Annotated in this window: 16 protein-coding genes; 8 read left to right on the top strand and 8 right to left on the bottom strand. The window is 66.3% G+C overall.

Annotated elements, in window-relative coordinates:
• Window positions 1-71: 71 nt before the first annotated feature.
• Window positions 72-1,640, bottom strand: coding sequence for a hypothetical protein (locus FDT80_RS06485; protein WP_138661373.1), 1,569 nt, complete (start codon window positions 1,638-1,640; stop codon window positions 72-74).
• A gap of 202 nt (window positions 1,641-1,842) precedes the next feature.
• Between FDT80_RS06485 and FDT80_RS06480 the strand changes: the two genes are divergently transcribed.
• On the top strand, window positions 1,843-3,474 hold the full coding sequence (locus FDT80_RS06480) for a SulP family inorganic anion transporter (protein WP_138661372.1): 1,632 nt from the start codon (window positions 1,843-1,845) through the stop codon (window positions 3,472-3,474).
• A gap of 106 nt (window positions 3,475-3,580) precedes the next feature.
• On the opposite strand, the gene FDT80_RS06475 is transcribed toward FDT80_RS06480, so the two are convergent.
• Both FDT80_RS06475 and FDT80_RS06470 read right to left on the bottom strand, forming a co-directional pair.
• On the bottom strand, window positions 3,581-4,897 hold the full coding sequence (locus FDT80_RS06475; RefSeq protein WP_138661371.1) for a ferredoxin reductase family protein: 1,317 nt from the start codon (window positions 4,895-4,897) through the stop codon (window positions 3,581-3,583).
• A gap of 95 nt (window positions 4,898-4,992) precedes the next feature.
• Complete coding sequence (locus FDT80_RS06470) at window positions 4,993-5,598, bottom strand: flavin reductase family protein (RefSeq protein ID WP_138661370.1); 606 nt, start codon at window positions 5,596-5,598, stop codon at window positions 4,993-4,995.
• Window positions 5,599-5,714: 116 nt separating this feature from the next.
• Between FDT80_RS06470 and FDT80_RS06465 the strand changes: the two genes are divergently transcribed.
• Complete coding sequence (locus tag FDT80_RS06465; RefSeq protein ID WP_138661369.1) at window positions 5,715-6,233, top strand: GNAT family N-acetyltransferase; 519 nt, start codon at window positions 5,715-5,717, stop codon at window positions 6,231-6,233.
• Between the two features lie 52 nt (window positions 6,234-6,285).
• The gene (locus FDT80_RS06460) at window positions 6,286-7,050 is read left to right on the top strand and encodes an EcsC family protein (protein WP_138661368.1); all 765 of its coding nucleotides are present in this window, start codon (window positions 6,286-6,288) and stop codon (window positions 7,048-7,050) included.
• Here FDT80_RS06460 and modC read toward each other — a convergent pair.
• The 3 genes from modC to modA are packed head-to-tail and all read right to left on the bottom strand — an operon-like array spanning window position 7,047 to window position 9,585.
• The gene (modC, locus tag FDT80_RS06455) at window positions 7,047-8,135 is read right to left on the bottom strand and encodes a molybdenum ABC transporter ATP-binding protein (RefSeq protein WP_138661367.1); all 1,089 of its coding nucleotides are present in this window, start codon (window positions 8,133-8,135) and stop codon (window positions 7,047-7,049) included. The two genes, FDT80_RS06460 and modC, sit on opposite strands and share 4 nt — an antisense overlap.
• Window positions 8,132-8,824 carry a molybdate ABC transporter permease subunit gene (gene modB / locus FDT80_RS06450; RefSeq protein ID WP_138661366.1) on the bottom strand — a complete coding sequence of 231 codons (693 nt, stop codon included), beginning with the start codon at window positions 8,822-8,824 and terminating at the stop codon, window positions 8,132-8,134. The genes modC and modB overlap by 4 nt, the downstream gene beginning before the upstream one ends.
• On the bottom strand, window positions 8,821-9,585 hold the full coding sequence (gene modA, locus FDT80_RS06445) for a molybdate ABC transporter substrate-binding protein (RefSeq protein WP_138661365.1): 765 nt from the start codon (window positions 9,583-9,585) through the stop codon (window positions 8,821-8,823). The genes modB and modA overlap by 4 nt, the downstream gene beginning before the upstream one ends.
• A 132-nt stretch (window positions 9,586-9,717) precedes the next feature.
• Between modA and FDT80_RS06440 the strand changes: the two genes are divergently transcribed.
• The 5 genes from FDT80_RS06440 (at window position 9,718) to ptsP (ending at window position 15,094) form a co-directional block, all read left to right on the top strand.
• The gene (locus tag FDT80_RS06440) at window positions 9,718-10,179 is read left to right on the top strand and encodes an NUDIX hydrolase (protein ID WP_138661808.1); all 462 of its coding nucleotides are present in this window, start codon (window positions 9,718-9,720) and stop codon (window positions 10,177-10,179) included.
• Between the two features lie 73 nt (window positions 10,180-10,252).
• On the top strand, window positions 10,253-10,735 hold the full coding sequence (locus FDT80_RS06435) for a DUF1178 family protein (RefSeq protein ID WP_138661364.1): 483 nt from the start codon (window positions 10,253-10,255) through the stop codon (window positions 10,733-10,735).
• Between the two features lie 3 nt (window positions 10,736-10,738).
• Entirely contained in the window at window positions 10,739-11,383 is a 645-nt protein-coding gene (locus tag FDT80_RS06430; protein WP_138661363.1) for an SDR family oxidoreductase, read from the top strand.
• A gap of 178 nt (window positions 11,384-11,561) precedes the next feature.
• Window positions 11,562-12,800, top strand: coding sequence for an aspartate kinase (locus FDT80_RS06425; RefSeq protein WP_138661362.1), 1,239 nt, complete (start codon window positions 11,562-11,564; stop codon window positions 12,798-12,800).
• A gap of 50 nt (window positions 12,801-12,850) precedes the next feature.
• Window positions 12,851-15,094, top strand: a complete 2,244-nt coding sequence (ptsP, locus tag FDT80_RS06420) for a phosphoenolpyruvate--protein phosphotransferase (RefSeq protein WP_138661361.1) — start codon at window positions 12,851-12,853, stop codon at window positions 15,092-15,094.
• 20 nt (window positions 15,095-15,114) lie between these two features.
• Here the strand turns inward: ptsP and FDT80_RS06415 are convergent, their stop codons facing one another.
• Together FDT80_RS06415 and FDT80_RS06410 are read right to left on the bottom strand one after the other, a co-directional pair.
• On the bottom strand, window positions 15,115-16,080 hold the full coding sequence (locus FDT80_RS06415; protein ID WP_138661360.1) for a hypothetical protein: 966 nt from the start codon (window positions 16,078-16,080) through the stop codon (window positions 15,115-15,117).
• Window positions 16,055-17,479: an MBOAT family O-acyltransferase gene (locus tag FDT80_RS06410; protein WP_138661359.1), complete on the bottom strand. Its 1,425-nt coding sequence runs from the start codon at window positions 17,477-17,479 to the stop codon at window positions 16,055-16,057. Before FDT80_RS06410 ends, FDT80_RS06415 begins: the two co-directional genes overlap by 26 nt.
• Window position 17,480: the final 1 nt, after the last annotated feature.

Below are 17,480 nucleotides of genomic sequence, written 5' to 3'. Positions count from 1 at the left end.
GTTCCGATTTTGCCGGATCGTGGCGGGATCGGCGGCGAAGCGCAAGTCAAGACGCGCGGTGAGCGTGACGGTCAGTCGCGCCGGATGATTCCGGTGATCGCCGCCGCCCCGAGCGCGGTCACGACCCAGCCCATGCCGACAAAGACCCAGCGCAGCCACCAAAGATGCCACCCCCAGGGCCCCCGCGAGGTCGAGGGCGCCCAGGCGGCGGTCTGTCCCAGATCGACGATCGGGATCACCAGATCGGCGGCATAGGCATAGCGGTTGAAGCTCTCCCAATCCTGTCCCGGTGCACCGGGCGATGACCACTGCGCGGCCGGGTTGCCGGACCGGCCGGCATGGTCCTGCCAGTCCGCCGAAGCGAGGATCGGGCCGGAATTGGGGGCAAAGGAGCCTTCTTCGTAGGCATAATGCGCAGGGATCGTGGCCGCCATGATCAGCAAAACCAAAACGATGAGGCTGCGGAACGGATGGTGTCCGTATCCGACGACCCAGCGCAGCAGAAGATCGGCAAAGACCCAGTGCACGAAAGCCAGGATGTCCGCGCCAATCCAGACGCCGTAGTTGCGGCCCGAGCGGCCATCGGCGGTCATGATCTTTCGCCGATAGGCCTGTTTCAGCAGGAATTCGCGTTTTGACAGAACGGCGCGCGCATCGGCGTCGTGACCCATCTCGCGCAGAACGGTGGCCAGATAGGTGAAGGGCTGCGGACAGAAGACCCCCTCGAAGGTGCATCCCCGCCCAAGCCAGTCGATCCGGGATCTGGCATCGGTGGGTGCGGCGCTGATGCGCTGGTATGTGAAGCCGTCGAGAAACAGGCCGCCGCCGGACGGCCAGCTTTTCAGGTCGTCGGACAGGTCTCCGACATGGGCGGACCGCAGATCGACCTGGGCGGACGGCGGATCGATGTCTCCCCACAATAAGGCATGCGCCACGTGGACCCTGTATGCGTCGAAGGCCTTTTGATCCTGTCCGCGCGCTTTGAATTGCGCACCGCGGCAATCGAGATTTCCACCGATCTCAGCACCGAGAAACGAAACGCAGGCACGTGCCTCCAGGTTCGCGAGCGTCACGCTGTCGCCGACGGTGATGCGGCTGGCGTTCAAGGCATGGCCCGCGTCCCGCATGAACCTGGCGGCAAAGCAGTCGAACTCTCCGTCGATCACGGCCCCGGACAGCGTCGCGATCCCGGTGCATTCGATCTTGCGGAACATCCCGTCGCCCCTGATCGTCGCGCCTTCGAGGTCGAGGCTTCGGAAGCGGCTGGCATCGACGACAAGCGTCTTGAATTGCGCGCGGGTCGCGACAAAGGGGCCGTCGAAGACGCATTTCCGCAAGACGGTCGCGCCATGTCCGGTCAGAAAGCCGAGGTCCAGGTCTCCCAGCACGCGCGCGCCCCTCACGGCGACCCCCCGCGCCTGAACCCTGCACCGGTCGCATCCGCCTGCAATGGCGTAACGCAAAACCTCGGCCCGGATCGCCTGGTCCGGCGCGGGCGGTCCCATGAACATAGGCTGCAAATACGGCAGGACACATTCCCGACCGGCCTGACAGTCGGCCAGCAGGGCGGCTTCGGCTCCGGTGAGCCAGGCAGAGCCGCCCAAGCTCTCGATATCCTGCCAGCGCGTGATGATAGGCATCGCAGTCTCCGTGATCAACCGATGGTAGCATGGACCGGACTTTCGCGACAGGATCTTGCCCGACAGCCCGCCGGACGGTCGCGGTATCGGTCAAAAGACCGCAGGCGGGTTTCGCTTGGGGCAAAAACGGTCTAGGGACGCGACAACCGACCGACCCGCGACCGCGCGTGCCGGTTTCTCATCTGATCGATCGGGACAAGATATGCTTCGCACCAGCTTCACCAGCTTCACCAAAAATCTGAACGTCACCGATCTGCGCTGGCTGCAAGACGACGGATTCAGCCTGGCGCGCATGCGGATCGAGCTTTTGTCGGGCCTCACGGTCGCGCTGGCGCTGGTGCCCGAGGCCGTGGCCTTTGCCTTTGTCGCGGGGGTGAATCCGCTGGTGGGGCTTTATGCGGCCTTCATCGTGGGGTTGATCACTGCGCTCATTGGCGGGCGGCCCGGCATGATTTCGGGCGCGACGGGCGCGCTGGCGGTCGTGATGGTGGCGCTGGTGGCGGAACACGGCGTGGAATATCTGTTCGCCACGGTTGTTCTGATGGGGCTGTTGCAGATCTTCGCGGGCGTCATGCAGTGGGGCAAGTTCATGCGGCTGGTGCCGCATCCGGTGATGCTGGGTTTTGTCAACGGTCTGGCCATCGTGATTTTCCTGGCGCAGATGAGCCAGTTCAAGGTGCCCGGCACGATCCAGAATACCGGGCACGGCATGGGCGGCGGTGAATGGCTGTCCGGCGGGCCGCTGGCGTTGATGCTGGCGCTGGTGGCGCTGACGATGGCGATCATCTGGGTCACGCCGCGGATCACGCGCATCGTGCCCGCGCCGTTGGCGGGCATCGGCATCGTGGCGGCGATCGTGATCGTCTTCGGGCTCGATGTGCCGCGCGTGGGCGATCTGGCGTCGATCAAGGGCGGTCTGCCCGACTGGCACATCCCCATGGTGCCCCTGACCTGGGAGACATTCCAGATCATCCTGCCCTATTCCATCATCCTCGCCGCGATCGGCCTGATCGAAAGCCTGCTGACACTGAGCCTTGTGGGCGACATCACCGGCAAGCGCGGCGGCGCCAGCCAGGAATGCATCGCGCAGGGCGTCGCCAACACCGTCACCGGCTTTTTCGGCGGCATGGGTGGCTGCGCGATGATCGGACAGTCGATGATCAACGTGAAATCGGGCGGGCGCACGCGGGTGGCGGGCATCGCGGCGGCGGTGTTCCTGCTGCTGTTCATCCTGTTCGCCTCGGGCATCATCGAACTCATCCCGCTGGCGGCGTTGGTAGGGGTGATGTTCATGGTCGTGATCGGCACCTTCGCGTGGAACAGCCTGACGATCCTGCGCAAGGTGCCGCTGACGGATGCCTTCGTGATCCTTCTGGTCACGGTCGTGACCGTCTATGCCGATCTGGCGATGGCCGTGGTCGTCGGTGTGATCGTCAGCGCGCTGGCCTATGCGTGGAACAACGCGCGCCGGATCCACGCCAAGACCTACATCACGCCCGAGGGCGCGCGCGTCTACCAGGTTCAGGGGCCGCTGTTCTTCGGCTCCAGTGACGGCTTCCTCGAGATGTTCGACGTGGCGGGCGACCCCAGCGAGGTGATCGTCGATTTCGCCGACAGCCGGGTGGTTGACCAATCCGCGCTCCAGGCGATCGAGACGGTGGCGGGCAAGTACGAGGACCTGGGCAAGCGGATCCAGTTGCGCCACCTGAGCCGCGACTGCCACCGCCTGCTGACCAAGGCGGGGCACCTCATGGTCGACAGCGACGATGACCCCGATTACGCGCTGGCGGTCAACTACCAGGTGCGCACCGGGGTGCTGGGCGGCGGGCACTAGGCCCCCTCAGCGCAGCGCGAATGCGATCACGCAAAGGGTGAGCAGAAGGCCCGCGGACCAGGCCGCGGCGCGCACTCTCTCGCCTTTTGTCATGCGCGCAAAGGGGTCAGTCATATTGGAACCTTTCGCATCTGATTCGGTCTGACGTGACGCCGCGCGCCATCAGGGCGTGTTGCACGCCCGTCATCATGGGGGGCGGGCCGCAGATCACGAAATCCCACGTGGCAAGCGCAGCGGGATCGAAGGCCTGCCTGAGCAGCGCCGCGTCGACCAATCCCGTCGCGCCATCCCAGCGCGGGGGTGGCTCTGACAGGACATGCAGGACGGTGACGTGCCCGGCCGCGGCCAGCCTGTCCAATTCCTGCCTGTACGCGATCTTTTCGGTGGTGCGGTTGCCATAGATCAAGGTCACGGGACGCGGATCGTCGCGCGCGTGCAGGTCGCGCAGAATGCCCATCAGCGGTGCAATCCCCACGCCGCCCGCGATCAGCCCGACGCCCACGCCCCGGTCCAGCGTCAGGGTTCCGTGCGGACCGTCCAGATAGGCCCGCGCGCCCACCGGGACGCTGCCGATGCGCGAGGTGAAATCACCCAGCTCCTTGATCAGGAATTCAAGCTCGGGGCTGCCGCCATTCGGGGCCGAACTGATGGAAAAGGGATGTTCGGCCAAGGAAAACGGCGAGTGGCCGAGGTTGAGCCAGACGAACTGCCCTGCGCGGTAGCGCAGGCCATCATGTCCGTCGGGTGCGATGCGCACGCGCCATTGGCTGGGCGTTTCGGCATTGATTTCGGTCACGCGCCACGGTCGGCGCAACTGCGCCAGTGGCTTGACGATATAGACCACGGCCAGCGATGCGCCCGCGACGGCGACAAGCGCGACCCATAGGCCCATCAGCGCCGGTTGTCCGCTATAGCGCCCCGCATAGACGCTGTGATGCAGCAGCAGCCCCGCGATCAGCAGCGCACCCAGTCCATGCATCCACCGCCAGGCCTCGTAGGTATAGGGCAGGTGGCGATGCACGATGGCCCCCAGCACGAAGGTGGGCAGCAGCAGGAACGCGACGACCCCGGTGGCAAGCAGGCTGAAATCGGCGGTCAGCGTGTGCTGGCGGGTGATATCCCCTGCGATCGCGGGGGCATAGGGCGCGCCGTAGGCAAACGGATGCAGCAGCGCCGCCGCCAGCGCCGCGCGCGCCATCAGCTGGTGAAAGCGGATTGTCGCATCCAGCCCGATGCCGCCCGACACCGACCTGAAACGCCCCGACAGCACGAATTCGGCAAGGATCATGGCAAAGGCCAGCAGCCCCAGACCGCTGGCCACTTCGTCGCGAAAGCCGCGCGCGGGCGTGCCTGACGCCCAGGCCAGCGCCAGCGGAGCCGCCACGACGGCCAGATAACCAAGGAACAGACCTATTGGTTTCATGCCGACCACGCTGGCAGGCACGCGCGCCGACCGCCTTGACCGGGATCAAACGCAAACGCGAACGCGGGCGCGACGCCTGCGCGCGCATCATCGCGTCAGTCGTCGGGGCGGATCAGTTCGAACAACTCGGTCACATGGGTGTAGTCCCGGTAGCCAAGCCGCGACAGGGGCTTGAACGTGCGAATGTCAAAGCGCCCGTCCACGATCGTGTCGTCGCGCATGTGCACGCCCACCACCTCGCCGAAGACGACGAAGTTGCTGTCGCCTTCGATCTTGACGATCTGGGTCATCCTGCATTCCAGCGATGCGGGCGCGCCGTCGATGCGCGCGCAATCGATCGCTTCGCATTCCGCCGGGGTCAGACCCGCGTGGGCGAATTCATCCACATCCTTGGGCAACGTGGCAGAGGAGGCATTCATCGCATCGCGTGCGGCATATTCCACGATGTTGACGCAGAACACGCCGGTTTCGCGGATGTTGGCGACGCTGTCCTTGGTGTTGTCCTGATCGCCCTTGACCCCGGTCGAGGCAAACATGACCTGCGGCGGCGTATAGGCCACGCCATTGAAGAACGAATACGGGGCCAGATTGTTGCGGCCCTGCGCGTCGCGCGATGAAATCCAGCCGATGGGGCGGGGCGTCACGATGGCGTTGAAAGGGTTGTGGGGCAGGCCATGGCCGTCTTCGGGGCGATAGAACATATGCGTGTGGGCTCCTGTTGAATTGCTCCGGATGTAGCGTCATGCTAGGCGCATTGCCACCCGAAACCCCGATTGCCCCAGCGACCGGCCGCCTTGATCCGGATTAGAATTCCAGAATGTACGATGTTATCACGGAAACGCAGGCCGACCATTGGGAGGTCGAGGCGCTCTATGATCTGTGCTTTGCGCCCGGTCGCGAGGCGCTGTCGTCCTACCGGCTGCGCGAGGGGATCCGCCCGGTGGCCGCGCTGAGCCTTGTCGCCCGCGATCCCGCGGGAATTCTGGCCGGGGCCATCCGCTATTGGCCGGTGGAGGTGGACGGACATGCCGTGCTGCTGCTCGGTCCGGTGGCGGTGCACCCTACGCGGCAGGGTGAAGGGCTGGCCGCCACGCTGATCCGCGAGTCGTTGCGGATCGCCGGGCAGCGGGGCTGGCACCGGGTCATGCTGGTGGGCGATGCGCCTTACTATGCGCGCTTTGGATTTGTGCGCCTGAACGAGATCGAGATGCCGCCGCCGACAAATCCCGACAGGGTCTTGGGGCAGCCGCTGGTGCCCGGCGGCTGGGACGGGGTGCGCGGCGCGGTCACGCGCTGGTCCGCCGCCGCCTTGCCGGACGGCACGCCGGCGCATTGATTTCCGTCGTGCTGTGCCCACTTAATGCAGCAGCGCCGGCAAGGGGAACGACATGCACGAGCTTGAGATCGCGACACCCGTGGACGTGGACGCCACACTGGATGATATCGCGGCGCGCTACGCACAGGCGGGCGGGGTCGGGATCGACCTTTTGAACCTGATCGGCGGACGCGCCGACAGCCTGATCGACCGGTTGCCGACCCGCGTGCGCGACGGCCTGCAGGACGCGACCGTCAAGGCGCTGGGCCAGGCGATGCGCGCGGCGCATTCCAGCCGGTCCGTGGTGCCGGATCAGAAAAGCTGGCTCAACACCGCCGTTGGCACCGCGATGGGCGCGGCGGGCGGCATGGGGGGCTTGCCGACCGCTTTGGCGGAATTGCCCGTGACCACGACGCTGTTGCTCAGGATCATTCAGGGCGTCGCGGTCGAGCATGGCTTCGACCCTTCCGCGCAGAACGTGCAGTTCGACTGCGTGCAGGTGTTTTCCGCCGCCGGGCCGCTGTCGTCGGACGATGGTGCCGACCTGGGGTTCCTGTCGGCCCGCATGGCGCTGAGCGGTCGGGCGGTGCACGGGATTATCGCGCGCGTGGCCCCCCGGCTGGCGACCGTGCTGGGCCAGAAGCTCGCCACTCAGACCATTCCGGTCCTGGGTGCGGTTGCGGGGGCGGCCACGAATTACGCCTATACCAGCTATTATCAGGACATGGCGCATGTCCATTTCGGGTTGCGCAAGCTGGCAATCGATGCCGATGTGCCGGTCGAGGACCTGATCGCACGGCTGCGGTTGCGCCTGCCGCGCAGCGGGGCGCTGGTCTAGCGCCCGATGCTGCCGGGCGCGACGGTGGTTGCCTTGAAGATCGCGAAACACTCCATCCCGACGCGCAGCCCCAGGTCCGTCACCGCGCGCGACGTGACCCGCGCCAGCAACCGGTCCGATCCGGCGCGCAGCGCGATCGCGGCCCCGGGGCCATCGCCGGAGTGGATCGCGGCGATGGCGACCGGCAGGATGTTGCGCGACGACAGCCCCGCCGGCCGGTCGCGCGAAAGGATCACATCCTGCGCCAGGATCCGTAGCCGCAGCCGCGTGCCCGGTGCTGCCTGCACACCGGGCAGTTCCAGGTGTCCGGCACTGATCGACAGCGTGCTGAGGCCGTCGTCCGCATGGGCGACGACGGTGGCGGCAATCACGGCACCGGCTTCGCGCACGCCCAGCAAGGGCACCGCGGCCGGGTCGCTCAGCACATCGTAGAGCAGGCCTTGCATCCGCATCCGGCCCTCTTGGATCACCACGAGGTGATCGGCCAGGCGCGCGACCTCGTCCAGCGCATGGCTGACATAAAGGATCGGCAGGCCAAGCGGCCCGTCGCGCAGCCGTTCGAGATACGGCAGGATGTCTTGCTTGCGCGGCGCATCCAGGCTCGCCAGCGGCTCGTCCATCAGCAACATCGCCGGACGGCTGAGCAGCGCGCGACCGATCGCGACCCGCTGCTTTTCGCCCCCCGACAGGGTTGCGGGCGCGCGCGCCATCAGGCCGGATAGGCCCAGAAGGTCGATCACGTCGCCGCGCGCGGGCCCCTTGGCCCCAGGCGGGGCATAGCGCGCACCGAAGTCGAGGTTCCGTGCGACGTCGAGATGCGGAAACAGCCGCGCGTCCTGAAACACATAGCCCAGGCGGCGCCGGTGCGGCGGCAGGTCGATGCCGCGGGCCGTATCCAAAAGCGTGTCGCCATCCACGGCGACCCGGCCTTCGTCGGGGTGAAGAAGCCCTGACACGGCATTGATGACACTTGTCTTTCCCGCGCCCGAGCGGCCAAAGAGCGCGGTTATCCCCGGCCCGCTGTCAAACGCGACGTCCAGCGTGAAATCGCCATGGCGGTGGCGCAGGTGGACAGACAGCGTCATGATCCGGCGATCCGCCGTGCGACCCGCCTTGCCAGCCATTCGGACATGACGACCGCGCCAAGGGCCACGACACAGGCCCAAAGCACCAGCGCGATCGCCTGCGCCTCGCCGCCGGGGATTTGCAGGAAGGTATAGATCGCACTGGGCAGGGTCTGGGTCTGGCCGGGGATATTGGCGACAAAGGTGATGGTCGCGCCGAATTCCCCCATCGCCTTGGCAAAACCCATGACCGCCCCGGCCAGCACGCCGGGGGCGATCAGCGGCAGTGTCACGCGGGCAAAGACCGCCCAGCGGGGCGCGCCCAGCGTGGCGGCGGCATCCTCAAGCCTGGGGTCCACCGCTTCGATGGCCAGCCGCATGGCGCGGACCATCAGCGGAAAGCCCATGACAAGCGCCGCCAGCACCGCCCCGGTCCAGCGAAACGACAGCACGAGGCCGAAGGTCTGTTCCAGCAGCCTGCCGATCGGGCCGGTGCGCCCAAAGCTCAGCAGCAGCAGATAGCCGGTGACAACCGGCGGCAGCACCAGCGGCAGATGGACAAGGGCATTGAGCGCCGATTTGCCCCAGAAGTCGCGCCGCGCCAGCAGCCACGCGATCCAGAGCGCCAGCGGCACCGCCAGGACCGTCGCCCAGACCGACACCCAAAGCGACAGCGTCAGCGCATCCCAGCTTGCCGCGTCCAGTGTCATCGCGCGGGCTCGATCGGCAGGAACCCATGCTGTTCGAAGGTATCGCGCGCATCCGTCATGCCAAGATGGCGCAGGAAGGCATCCCCGGCATCGCTCAGCGCGGCGGCGGGATAGACGATGGGCGGATGCCGGTCCTCGGGCACCGTCCAAAGCACATCCACGGAGGTGTCGGCGGCGGCGTCGGTGGCATAGACCACGCCCAGGGTGGCCTCGCCCCGCGCGACAAGCGCCAGCGCCGCGCGCACGTTGTCGGTTTCCGCAAGATGTGGCGCCAGCGCGTCCCATGCGCCGATACCCGCAAGCCAGGCGCGGGCGTAGATGCCCGCGGGCACGGCGGCGCGCTGACCCATCGCCAACCGGCCCCCCTGCAAGGCATCAAGCAGGGCGGCGGCATCGGGGTTGGGCAGCGGGCGCGCGCCTGCGGGGCCGATCAGCACAAGCCGGTTGCGCAGCAGGTCCACCCGCTTGCGATCCGCCAACGCGCCCTGATCGCGCAGCCAGTCCATCCAGTCGGGGCTGGCCAGGATCACCAGATCCGCAGGGGCACCCAGGGCGATCTGTCGCGCCATCGTGCCCGATCCGCCATAGGACACGACGACCGGTGCGGGGTAGGTTCTGGCGATGTCATCCAGCGCGCCGCGCAGGCTGGCGGCGGCAAAGACCGTGACGGGATCCTGTGCCTGTGCGCGCGCAGGCACCGGTGTGGCGCACACCGCGGCAAGGCTGACCAAAATGGCCCGGAGACAAGACAAGACGCGCATCGCGCGCACTATCCGACAGGCCGCAACACAGCGCAAGCGACAAGCGGACGGCGGACGAAATCGCTATGATTCCGGCCTCGGCTGGGCCTAAATGACCCAATGACGGATGGATCAAGCAAAGTGGCCGCGCCGATGATCAAGCAACTTCCCGTGACCCTGCCCGCGGCGCAAAAGGGCGATGTGCGCACGCAGATCGCCGCCTTATGCTACCGGGTGCGCAACGGCAAGGTACAGGTGCTGCTGGTCACGTCACGCGGGGCGGGGCGCTGGATCGTGCCCAAGGGCTGGCCGATGCATGGCAAGACCCCCGCCGCGATGGCCGAGATCGAAGCCTGGGAGGAGGGCGGTGTCAGGGGGCGGTGCGACGGGCGCTGCCTTGGGGTGTATTCCTACAGCAAGCAGATCGACGGTCTGGCGGCGCTGCCCTGCCTTGCGATGGTCTATCCGGTCGAGGTGCGCGACCTGGCGCGCAATTACCCCGAAAAGTCCCAGCGCAAGCGCAAGTGGATGTCGCGCAAGCGCGCGGCAAAGCTGGTGGACGAGCCAGAACTGTCCCGCATCCTGCGCGACTTCGATCCGCGCGTTCGCGCATGATCGCGCTTGACGCGACCCTCGGCGCATCCCATCTCAGGACAGACAGACCACAGCATCAGGTATCAAGTCCGCCATGATCCACTATGCGTTGAAATGCAAGGAAGGCCACAGCTTTGAAAGCTGGTTCCAGTCGGCGGCGGCGTACGATGCGCTGTCGGGCGCGGGGCATGTCGCCTGTGTGGAATGCGGCAGCACACAGGTCAGCAAGGCGGTGATGGCGCCGCGTGTGGCCGCGGCGCGGCCGCACGCGGATGGCGCGCGCGCCGCGCCGCGGGCCGCCGAACCGGACCGTCAGGGCACCGCACAGGCCGATGGACCGCTGCGCGGCAAACCCGACGCGCGCCAGAAGGCGCTGGCCGCCCTGCGACGCCAGGTCGAGGCGAATTCGGACTACGTCGGTGGCGATTTCGCGCGCGAGGCCCGTGCGATGCATCTGGGCACGGCGCCCGAGCGGCCCATCTATGGCGAGGCGAACCTGGCCGAGGCAAAGGCGCTGGTGGAGGAGGGGATTCCTGTCGCGCCGCTTCCGTTTCTACCCAATCGAAAGGCGAACTGACCCATGACAATCGTTATCACCGGCGCCAGCCGCGGCATCGGCGCGGGGCTTGCCCGGGCGTATCGCGACCGCGGGCAGGATGTGGTGGGCACCAGCCGGTCACCGTCTGTCGGGGTGCAGATGGACGTCACGCATCCGGCCGATCATGCAGCCCTCGCCGAGACGCTGGGCGATCGAGCGGTGGATCTGCTGATCTGCAACGCCGGCGTCTATGCCGACAAGGGCCAGACGGTGGAGAGCGGCTATGGCGCGGATATGTGGGCGCAGGGATTCGCCACCAATGTCACGGGCGTTTTCCTGGCGGTGCAGGCGCTGCTGCCGCACCTGCGGCGGGCCAATGGCGCGCGGATCGCGATCATCGCCTCGCAGATGGGATCGTCGCAGCGCGCGCCGGGCGGCAGCTATGTCTACCGCGCGAGCAAGGCGGCGGCGATCAACCTGGGGCGCAATCTGGCGATGGATCTCGAGCCCGAGGGAATCGCGGTGGGCATTTACCACCCCGGCTGGGTGCAGACGGACATGGGCGGCGGCGCGGCGGACATCACGGTGGACCAATCGGTTGCGGGCCTCGTGGCGCGGTTCGACGCGCTGGACCTGGGATCGACCGGGTGCTTCGAAACCTGGGACGGGCGCGCGCATCCGTTCTGAGGCGCGCTTTCACGGCTGGAGGCGGCCGGGGCCGCCACGCGATGTTTTGCAATCGCCTCCGGCGTTTGCGCCTACCCGCGCTTGGGCGGGTATCTTTGCACCCGACCGGCTGAAACTGCGTCTTGCCTGCGTGCCGCGCAGCGCGTACACCCGCCCCGATTAACGCAAGGGGCGCGATATGCCTGTTTTGGTAATGAAATTCGGTGGCACGTCGGTGGCCACGCCGGACCGTATTCGCCGCGCGGCCAAGCGCGTGGGCGTCGAGGTGTCCAAGGGCTATGATGTCATCGTCATCGTCAGCGCGATGGCGGGCAAGACCAACGAGCTGGTGGGCTGGGTCGACGAGACGTCGCCGATGTATGACGCGCGTGAATATGACGCCGTGGTGTCCTCGGGCGAGAACGTGACCGCCGGGCTGATGGCGCTGACGTTGCAGAGCATGGATATCCCGGCCCGAAGCTGGCAGGGCTGGCAGGTGCCGGTAAAGACCACGAGCGCACATTCATCGGCCCGGATCGAAGACATCCCGCCCGAAAACATTCGCGCCAAGTTCGCGCAAGGCATGCAGGTTGCGGTTGTCGCGGGCTTTCAGGGCGTCAGCCCGGAGGGGCGGATCACCACCCTGGGCCGTGGCGGCAGCGATACCACCGCGGTGGCATTTGCCGCCGCCTTCGAGGCGGAGCGGTGCGACATCTATACGGATGTGGACGGGGTCTATACCACCGATCCGCGGATCACGTCCAAGGCACGCAAGCTGGATCGGATCGCATTCGAGGAGATGCTGGAACTGGCGAGCCTGGGCGCCAAGGTCCTGCAGACGCGGTCGGTCGAGCTGGCGATGCGCTACAAGGTCAAGCTGCGGGTGCTATCGAGTTTCGAGGAACAGAGCGACACGGCGGGGACGCTGGTTTGCGACGAGGAGGAAATCATGGAAAGCAATGTTGTTGCCGGCGTGGCGTTTTCGCGCGACGAGGCCAAGATGACGCTGGTATCGGTCGCGGATCGCCCCGGCATCGCCGCGACGATCTTTACCGCGCTGAGCGAGGCGGGCGTGAACGTCGATATGATCGTGCAGAACATCGCCGAAGAGGGCCGCACCGACATGACGTGGTCGTGCCCTGTGGATCAGGTGCTGCGCGCGCAAAAGGCGATGGAGGCGTCGAAAGCCGAGGGCGTGATCAACTATCATGACCTGATCGCCGACAAGGACGTGGCCAAGGTCAGCGTCGTGGGAATCGGGATGCGCAGCCACACCGGTGTCGCGGCCAAGATGTTCCGGGTGTTGTCGGGTGAAGGCATCAACATCAAGGTCATTACGACATCGGAGATCAAGATTTCCGTGCTGATAGACCGGAAATACATGGAACTTGCCGTGCAGGCCCTGCATGATGCCTTCGAGCTGGAAAAAGCCGCTTAAGACCCTTCGATCAGGGTCCTGCGCATGCTGACGGGGGGAGCCGGCGGGCGATGGCAGACCGAGTTGAAACCGAATCCCGCAAATTGCTGGTGCGTTTGCGCGACGCCATGGCCAGTGACCTGGCGGGACAGGCGCGTCTGGACAAGATCACCCACCTGATTGCCGACAGCATGGGGTGCGAGGTCTGCTCGATCTATCTGTTTCGCGACGACGACACGCTTGAACTCTGTGCGACCGAAGGCCTCAAGCCCGACGCGGTGCACCAGACCCGCATGAAACTGGGCGAGGGGCTCGTGGGGCGCGTGGCCAAGTGGCGGCGCGTGGTCAACACGCCCGATGCGCCCTCGGCCCGCGGTTTCCGGTTCATGCCCGAAACCGGCGAGGAAATATTCTCGAGCTTTCTGGGCGTTCCGGTGCAACGGCTGGGCGAGGCGCTGGGCGTTCTGGTCGTGCAGTCGAAGCAGGCGCGCGAATTTTCCGCCGACGAGGTCTATGCGCTCGAGGTTGTGGCGATGGTGCTGGCCGAGATGACGGAACTGGGCGCGTTTGTGGGCGAAGGTGCGGCGATGTCGGCGCGCCATTCGCAGCCCGTCCTGATCCGTGGCACCGTCGGGCAGGAAGGCGCCGCCGAAGGCCATGTGTGGCTGCATGAGCCGCGCGTGGTCGTGACCAACCCCATTGCCGACGATCCAAACCGCGAGATGGAGCGCCTGACCGAGGCGGTCGACCAATTGCGTGTGGGCGTGGACAAGATGCTGGAACTGGCCGGCAGTACCGACAAGGAACAGACGCAGGTGCTCGAAGCGTACCGGATGTTCGCGAACTCCAAGGGCTGGATGCGCCGGATGGAGGAGGACATCAGCCGCGGCCTCAGCGCCGAGGCGGCGGTCGAGAAGGAACAATCTCTGGCGCGCGCCCGGATGGGCCAGGTCAGCGACAGCTATCTGCGCGAACGGCTGAGCGATCTGGACGATCTCAGCAACAGGCTGCTGCGTATTCTGACGGGGCAGGGTGCCGATACAGGCGCCGAAATGCCGCCCGATCCGATCCTCGTGGCGCGCAACATCGGGCCTGCCGAACTGCTGGAATATGGCCGCAGCCTGCGCGGCATCGTGCTCGAGGAAGGGTCGGTGGGCAGCCATGCGGCCATCGTCGCGCGGGCGCTTGCCATTCCACTGGTGGTGCATGCCGGCCGGATCACGAACGAAGCGCTCAACGGCGATTATATCATGGTCGATGGTGAACAGGGCCTTGTGCACCTGCGCCCCGACGATACCGTAAGCAGCGCATTCCGCGACAAGATCGCGATGCTGGCCGCCGCGCAGGAGCGTTACACGTCGATCCGCGACAAGCCGGCCAAGACCCTGTGCGGATCGGTGATCAGCCTGCAGATGAATGCCGGCCTGATGGCGGACCTGCCGTCGCTTGCGGGGTCGGGGGCCGAAGGTGTGGGGCTGTTCCGGACCGAACTGCAGTTCCTTGTGCGCAACAAGATGCCAAGCCGAACGGAACTGGCGGCGCTTTACGCGCGGGTTCTGGATGCGGCACAGGACAAGCGGGTGGTGTTCCGGACGCTGGATATCGGATCGGACAAGGTGTTGCCCTACATGAAGCCCAACGACGAGCCGAACCCGGCGCTGGGCTGGCGGGCGATCCGGGTGGGATTGGACAAGCCCGGCGTGATGCGGATGCAGTTGCAGGCGCTGATGCGCGCGGCGAACGGGCGTCCGCTGACGGTGATGTTTCCCTTTGTCGCCCAGTTCGAGGAATACCGGCAGGCGCGCGCCGAGGTGGACAAGACCGTGGCCCGCGAGGCCCGTCTGGGCCACGTGTTGCCCGCCCGGATCGAGGTCGGCGCCATGCTCGAGACGCCGAGCCTGGCCTATGCGCCGCAGAAATTTTTTGAAGAGGTCGAATTCCTGTCCATCGGGGGCAATGACCTCAAGCAGTTCTTCTTTGCCGCGGACCGGGAAAACGAGCGCGTGCGGCGGCGCTACGATACGCTCAACGTCAGTTTCCTGAGCTTTCTGGAGCAGATCGTGGCGCGCTGCGCGCAGACCGCGACGCCGCTGTCGTTTTGCGGCGAGGACGCGGGGCGTCCGGTCGAGGCGCTGTGCCTTGCCGCGATCGGTCTGCGGTCGCTGTCGATGCGCCCGGCGTCCATCGGACCGGTAAAAAGCCTTCTGCGGCGGTCCAACCTCAAGGATGTGCGCAACGTCATCAACGACGCGCGCGACCGGGGCGAGATGTCGGTGCGCCCGGCTGTGATGGAATGGCTGCGCACCCACGGCTGAGGTAGGTCGCGGTCCTTGGGTCAGCCTTGGGTGTCACCAAAGCACCGTTGCAAAAGAGCCGGGGAAAACGCCGCCGCGCCGTCGGCGTTCAGGTGGTCGACATCCCGGAAAAGGGCGGTGCGCGTGACCATCCCGCGCGCATCGACATAGCGTGCGCCGGTTCGGTTGGCTTCGGCCGCGAAATAACGGATCAGCGCCGCATGCAGGGCGTCACCGCCCGGTCCGCCGCCCGCAGACGCGGCCGTGCGATAGGCCTGCGACACCGGAAAGGACACCAGGCAGACGCGCGTGCCCCTGGCGATGAGGGTGTTCAGCAGATCGGAATAGCGCTGCTGTGCCGCCGCGATCCGGGGCGGATCGGCCGGGCGATGGGTGATCATCCGCGCGCGCGCGTCCATCTGCCGCTGGCGGAGGCCGTCTTGCGACAGGTCGCCGCCTGACAAAAGCGACCCGGCCTGGGTCATCCGCACCTGCGATTCAAGCTGTCCGCCACCCGCGATGAAGGCCTGCCAATAGGCGACCAGCTGCGCGCGGTAGCGGGGGATCATGATCCGCAGCCCGTGGGGCGATCCGGCGTTCGTGGCGTAGGTTTTCGTCTGGGCGTTCAGGCGATAGGGGGCAAAGAGGTGCGGATCGGCCTGCACGATGACGCGGGAAAAGCTGCGGCTCTGGTGAAGCATGTTCACCTTGGCGATCATGTCCTCGATATTCTCGGAGGGGTAGGCGAGGTTCACGAAACCTTGCTGCGCATCGAACCCGCGGGCCACGTGACTGTCGCCAAAGGCGGCACGGTCGCTTTGGGTGCGGTCCAGCAGGGCCAGGTGGCTTTGCAGCGTGTCTTGCGGATCGACCTGCGTGCGCAGCAGCCATTCCGACGCCAGCCCGAGCAGCAGCAGCACGATGACCGATGTCCGCAAGAGCCTTGCGATGGCCGTGGCGCCACGCCCTTTGCGGGCGGCCTCAAAACTGGAAGTAGATGAAAGCATAACTGCCGCTCGCATAGAGTTTGAACATGGCCGCCGCAGCCAGCACGCCCGCCGTCTGGACAAGGGCCGTCGCTCTGCTCGGGGGCAGCGCGCCGCGGTTGAAACGGTCGACGAGGTCATAGGAGTTGGGCGCGAACCACACGATCAGGCTGGACAGCAGGACGATGGCAATCAACAGGTCCGCCGCCGCGAATATCTCCAGCGCGAAAAGCGGAGGGGCGGATCCGCCGGTCATCGCGCGCAGGATCGCGAAGGCCTGCGCAAAATCGCCGGCGCGGAAAAACACCCAGGCGACCACCACGCAGACAAAGGTCAGCCCAAGGCCCGCCGCCCGAGGCAGAGCCACGCCGGAATGGCGGACCCAGATGTGGTTGACCGTCAGGTAAAATCCGTGCAGCGCGCCCCAGACCACGAATTGCAGCCCCGCGCCGTGCCACAACCCGCCCAGCAGCATCACGATCCAGAGGTTCACATAGCGCCGGACCGGCCCCTTTTGGTTACCGCCCAGCGGAAGGTACAGGTAGTCGCGCAGAAAGGTGGACAGGGTGATGTTCCAACGCCGCCAGAAATCAATGATGTTGAGCGACTTGTAGGGCGAGCGAAAATTCTCGGGCAGCTTCAGCCCGAAGATCAGCCCGAGCCCCAGGGCCATGTCCGAATAGCCCGAGAAGTCGAAGTAGATCTGGAAGGTATAGCAGATCATCCCGAGCCAGCTTTCCAGGGCGCTGATCCCGACGCCGAGCGCCTGCGCCGCGAAAAGCCCGTCCGCGCCCTGCGCCAGGCTGTCGGCCAGCAACACCTTCTTGGCCAGGCCGATGCAGAACAACAAAAGCCCCGCCGCCACGTCCTCGGCGTGGAACCGGGCAAAGCGGTCCTGCGACAGTTGCGGGATGACCTCGCGGTGGTGCACGATGGGGCCGGCGATCAGCTGCGGGAAAAAGCTGATCAGGAAGACATAGTTCATCAGCGCGCCGGGCCGCGCCTTGCCCTGGTAGATATCGACAAGATAGGCGATCTGCTGGAACGTGAAGAACGAGATGCCCAGCGGCAGCACGATGGCGGGCAGGCCGACATTCGCGCCGCTGATCGCCGTCACCATCTCGGCCATGAAGCCCGCGTATTTGAACCAACCCAAAAGCCCCAGGTTCACCGCGACCGCGATCGTGGCCATGCCCTTGCTCTTGCGCCGGTGGATGCGGCGGGCCAGCAGGTAGTTGACCCCGATCGCCCCCGCCAGCAGCACGACATAGGGCGGGTAGTGCCAGCCGTAGAACACAAACGACGCCGCCGACAGAAAGCCGACCGCGCCGCGGGTGCCGAAAAACCGGGCCGACAGCATCGCACCGGCCAGCGCGACAGGCAGAAAGCCGATCAGAAAGGTGAGGGAAGCAAACAGCATG

Source organism: Sulfitobacter sabulilitoris, assembly GCF_005887615.1.
In the GTDB taxonomy this organism is placed as follows: Bacteria; Pseudomonadota; Alphaproteobacteria; order Rhodobacterales; family Rhodobacteraceae; genus Sulfitobacter_E; species Sulfitobacter_E sabulilitoris.
The sequence above is the reverse complement of the archived record's forward strand: the minus strand, read 5'-3'. Positions and strand labels throughout refer to the sequence as shown.

Bases quoted from the DNA above. Each gene is read 5' to 3' on its own strand.
- FDT80_RS06485 (WP_138661373.1), bottom strand. From the start codon at position 1,640: ATGCCTATCATCACGCGCTGGCAGGATATCGAGAGCTTGGGCGGCTCT.
- FDT80_RS06480 (WP_138661372.1), top strand. From the start codon at position 1,843: ATGCTTCGCACCAGCTTCACCAGCTTCACCAAAAATCTGAACGTCACC.
- FDT80_RS06475 (WP_138661371.1), bottom strand. From the start codon at position 4,897: ATGAAACCAATAGGTCTGTTCCTTGGTTATCTGGCCGTCGTGGCGGCT.
- FDT80_RS06470 (WP_138661370.1), bottom strand. From the start codon at position 5,598: ATGTTCTATCGCCCCGAAGACGGCCATGGCCTGCCCCACAACCCTTTC.
- FDT80_RS06465 (WP_138661369.1), top strand. From the start codon at position 5,715: ATGTACGATGTTATCACGGAAACGCAGGCCGACCATTGGGAGGTCGAG.
- FDT80_RS06460 (WP_138661368.1), top strand. From the start codon at position 6,286: ATGCACGAGCTTGAGATCGCGACACCCGTGGACGTGGACGCCACACTG.
- modC (WP_138661367.1), bottom strand. From the start codon at position 8,135: ATGACGCTGTCTGTCCACCTGCGCCACCGCCATGGCGATTTCACGCTG.
- modB (WP_138661366.1), bottom strand. From the start codon at position 8,824: ATGACACTGGACGCGGCAAGCTGGGATGCGCTGACGCTGTCGCTTTGG.
- modA (WP_138661365.1), bottom strand. From the start codon at position 9,585: ATGCGCGTCTTGTCTTGTCTCCGGGCCATTTTGGTCAGCCTTGCCGCG.
- FDT80_RS06440 (WP_138661808.1), top strand. From the start codon at position 9,718: ATGATCAAGCAACTTCCCGTGACCCTGCCCGCGGCGCAAAAGGGCGAT.
- FDT80_RS06435 (WP_138661364.1), top strand. From the start codon at position 10,253: ATGATCCACTATGCGTTGAAATGCAAGGAAGGCCACAGCTTTGAAAGC.
- FDT80_RS06430 (WP_138661363.1), top strand. From the start codon at position 10,739: ATGACAATCGTTATCACCGGCGCCAGCCGCGGCATCGGCGCGGGGCTT.
- FDT80_RS06425 (WP_138661362.1), top strand. From the start codon at position 11,562: ATGCCTGTTTTGGTAATGAAATTCGGTGGCACGTCGGTGGCCACGCCG.
- ptsP (WP_138661361.1), top strand. From the start codon at position 12,851: ATGGCAGACCGAGTTGAAACCGAATCCCGCAAATTGCTGGTGCGTTTG.
- FDT80_RS06415 (WP_138661360.1), bottom strand. From the start codon at position 16,080: ATGCTTTCATCTACTTCCAGTTTTGAGGCCGCCCGCAAAGGGCGTGGC.
- FDT80_RS06410 (WP_138661359.1), bottom strand. From the start codon at position 17,479: ATGCTGTTTGCTTCCCTCACCTTTCTGATCGGCTTTCTGCCTGTCGCG.